Origin of the sequence: Sandarakinorhabdus sp. (assembly GCF_031422795.1) — a bacterium.
In the GTDB taxonomy this organism is placed as follows: Bacteria; Pseudomonadota; Alphaproteobacteria; order Sphingomonadales; family Sphingomonadaceae; genus Sandarakinorhabdus.
The window spans coordinates 1-1,536 of the sequence record NZ_JANPML010000427.1 but is presented as its reverse complement, the minus strand read 5'-3'; the positions used below and the strand labels follow the sequence as shown (position 1 = coordinate 1,536).

Here is a 1,536-nt window from a genome sequence, read left to right as displayed (position 1 = left end):
AATACCCGCGCCAGATCGCGTGCCGTCGTCTCGCCCACGTGGCGGATACCAAGGCCGAACAGGAAGCGATCAAGGCTCACGCCCCGCCGCTCGTCGATGGCGGCGAGCAGTTTGTCGACGCTCTTTTCCTTGAAACCCGGCAGCGCTAGCAACGCATCGCGGTGAGCGTGAAGACGGAACAGCGAATCCGGCCCGGCAATCAGCCCTTCGGCGGCGAACAGCTCCAGCCGCTCCGTGCCCAGCCCTTCGATATCAAAGGCGTTGCGTGACACGAAGTGGCGCAGGCGTTCGTGGCGTTGCGCCGGGCAGGTCAGGCCGCCGGTGCAACGTTTCACCGCGCCATCCTCTTCGCGCACCGCCGTGGAACCGCAGGCCGGGCAATGATCGGGGAACACAAATGCCGGGCCGCGCGGTGCGTCTGACGGCACGACACCCAGCACCTGCGGAATCACGTCGCCGGCGCGCTGCACCTGCACCCGGTCGCCCACGCGCACATCCAGCCGGGCAATCTCGTCCTCATTGTGCAGCGTGGCATTGGTGACGACGACGCCGCCCACCGTGACCGGCGCCAGCCGAGCCACCGGCGTGAGCGCGCCCGTGCGGCCCACCTGAATATCGATGGCTTCCAGCAGCGTTTCCGCCTTTTCGGCCGGGAATTTGTGCGCCACGGCCCAGCGCGGCGCGCGCGACACCTGGCCCAGCCGTTCCTGCCAATCGAGCCGTTCCACCTTGTAAACGACGCCATCGATATCGAACGGCAGTTCGGCGCGGCGACGATCCAGATCGGCGGTGAAGGCGAGGCATTGTTCCATCGTTGCGTCACCCACCGCCAGGCTGCCGGTGTCGAAGCCCCAGCCGGCAATGGCGGCGGTCACTTCGCTCTGCGTCGCGCCCAAAGGCCCGTGGGGCATGGCGCTCATCTCGCCCCAGCCGTGGACGATGAAAGCCAGCGGCCGGCTGGCACTGATCGCCGGGTCGAGCTGCCGCAGCGAGCCGGCGGCGGCATTGCGCGGGTTGGCGAAGATCTTGGCGCCGGTTTGCGCCTGCCGCTCGTTCAACGCCGCAAAGCCGGCCTTGGACATGTAGATTTCGCCCCGCACTTCGGCCACCGCTGGGGCACTTGCCGGCAGCTGATGCGCCAGCCCGGACACATGAGCAAGATTGGCCGTCACCTCCTCCCCCACTGCGCCATCACCGCGCGTCGCGCCGTGCACAAGCCGGCCCTTTTCAAACCGCAGCGCACACGAAAGCCCGTCGATCTTGGCCTCGGCGCGCAGGCGCACATCGGCATCGTCGGGCAGGTTCAGGAAACGCCGCACCCGCGCCACGAATTCGTGCGCTTCGTCGTCGCTGAATACATTGTCCAGGCTCAGCATCGGCTTGCTGTGCATGATCTTGGCAAAGCCCGCGGCTGGCTTTGATCCCACCCGGAAACTTGGGCTGTCGCTGCGCACCAGATGCGGGAAGGCCGCTTCGATGGCGGCGTTGCGCTGCACCAGCGTGTCATAGTCCGCATCGGAAATGTGCGGCGCATCC

At 67.1% G+C, this 1,536-nt stretch carries 1 protein-coding gene; it reads right to left on the bottom strand.

Features of this window, described 5'->3' with window-relative positions; all coding sequences use genetic code 11:
* A partial coding sequence (gene ligA, locus RMO81_RS14715) for an NAD-dependent DNA ligase LigA (RefSeq protein ID WP_310476663.1) occupies positions 1–1,536 on the bottom strand: 1,536 nt, incomplete at both ends.